The following is a 280-nucleotide window of genomic DNA, read 5'->3' as shown; positions in this document are numbered from 1 at the left end:
GAACGATGCTACGCCCGCCGAGGCGCAGCAGGTGGTCTATTACAGCCTGGCGATTGGTCACCACCTTGGGGTTATCGATTGCCTGGAAGCGGCGCTTACCTGCCCGTGGGATGAATATCTGGCATGGATTGCCACTCTGGAGGCGGGCAGCGAAGCCCGCCGCAAAATGGAAGGCGTGCCGAAATATGGTGAGATCGTCATCGACATTAACCATGTGCCGATGCTGGCCAACGCATTCGATAAAGCCCGGGCAGCGCAAACTTCGCAGCAGAAGGAATGG

1 protein-coding gene is annotated in these 280 nt (G+C 58.2%); it reads left to right on the top strand.

Features of this window, described 5'->3' with window-relative positions; all coding sequences use genetic code 11:
- On the top strand, positions 1-280 hold a 280-nt coding region (gene hycH / locus LZP73_RS21040; protein ID WP_234236943.1), incomplete at both ends, for a formate hydrogenlyase assembly protein HycH.

Origin of the sequence: Shewanella sp. AS16, assembly GCF_021412365.1 — a bacterium.
Taxonomy (GTDB): domain Bacteria; phylum Pseudomonadota; class Gammaproteobacteria; order Enterobacterales; family Shewanellaceae; genus Shewanella; species Shewanella salipaludis.
Note: the sequence above shows the minus strand (reverse complement) of the source record. Positions and strands in the feature narration are given on the sequence as shown.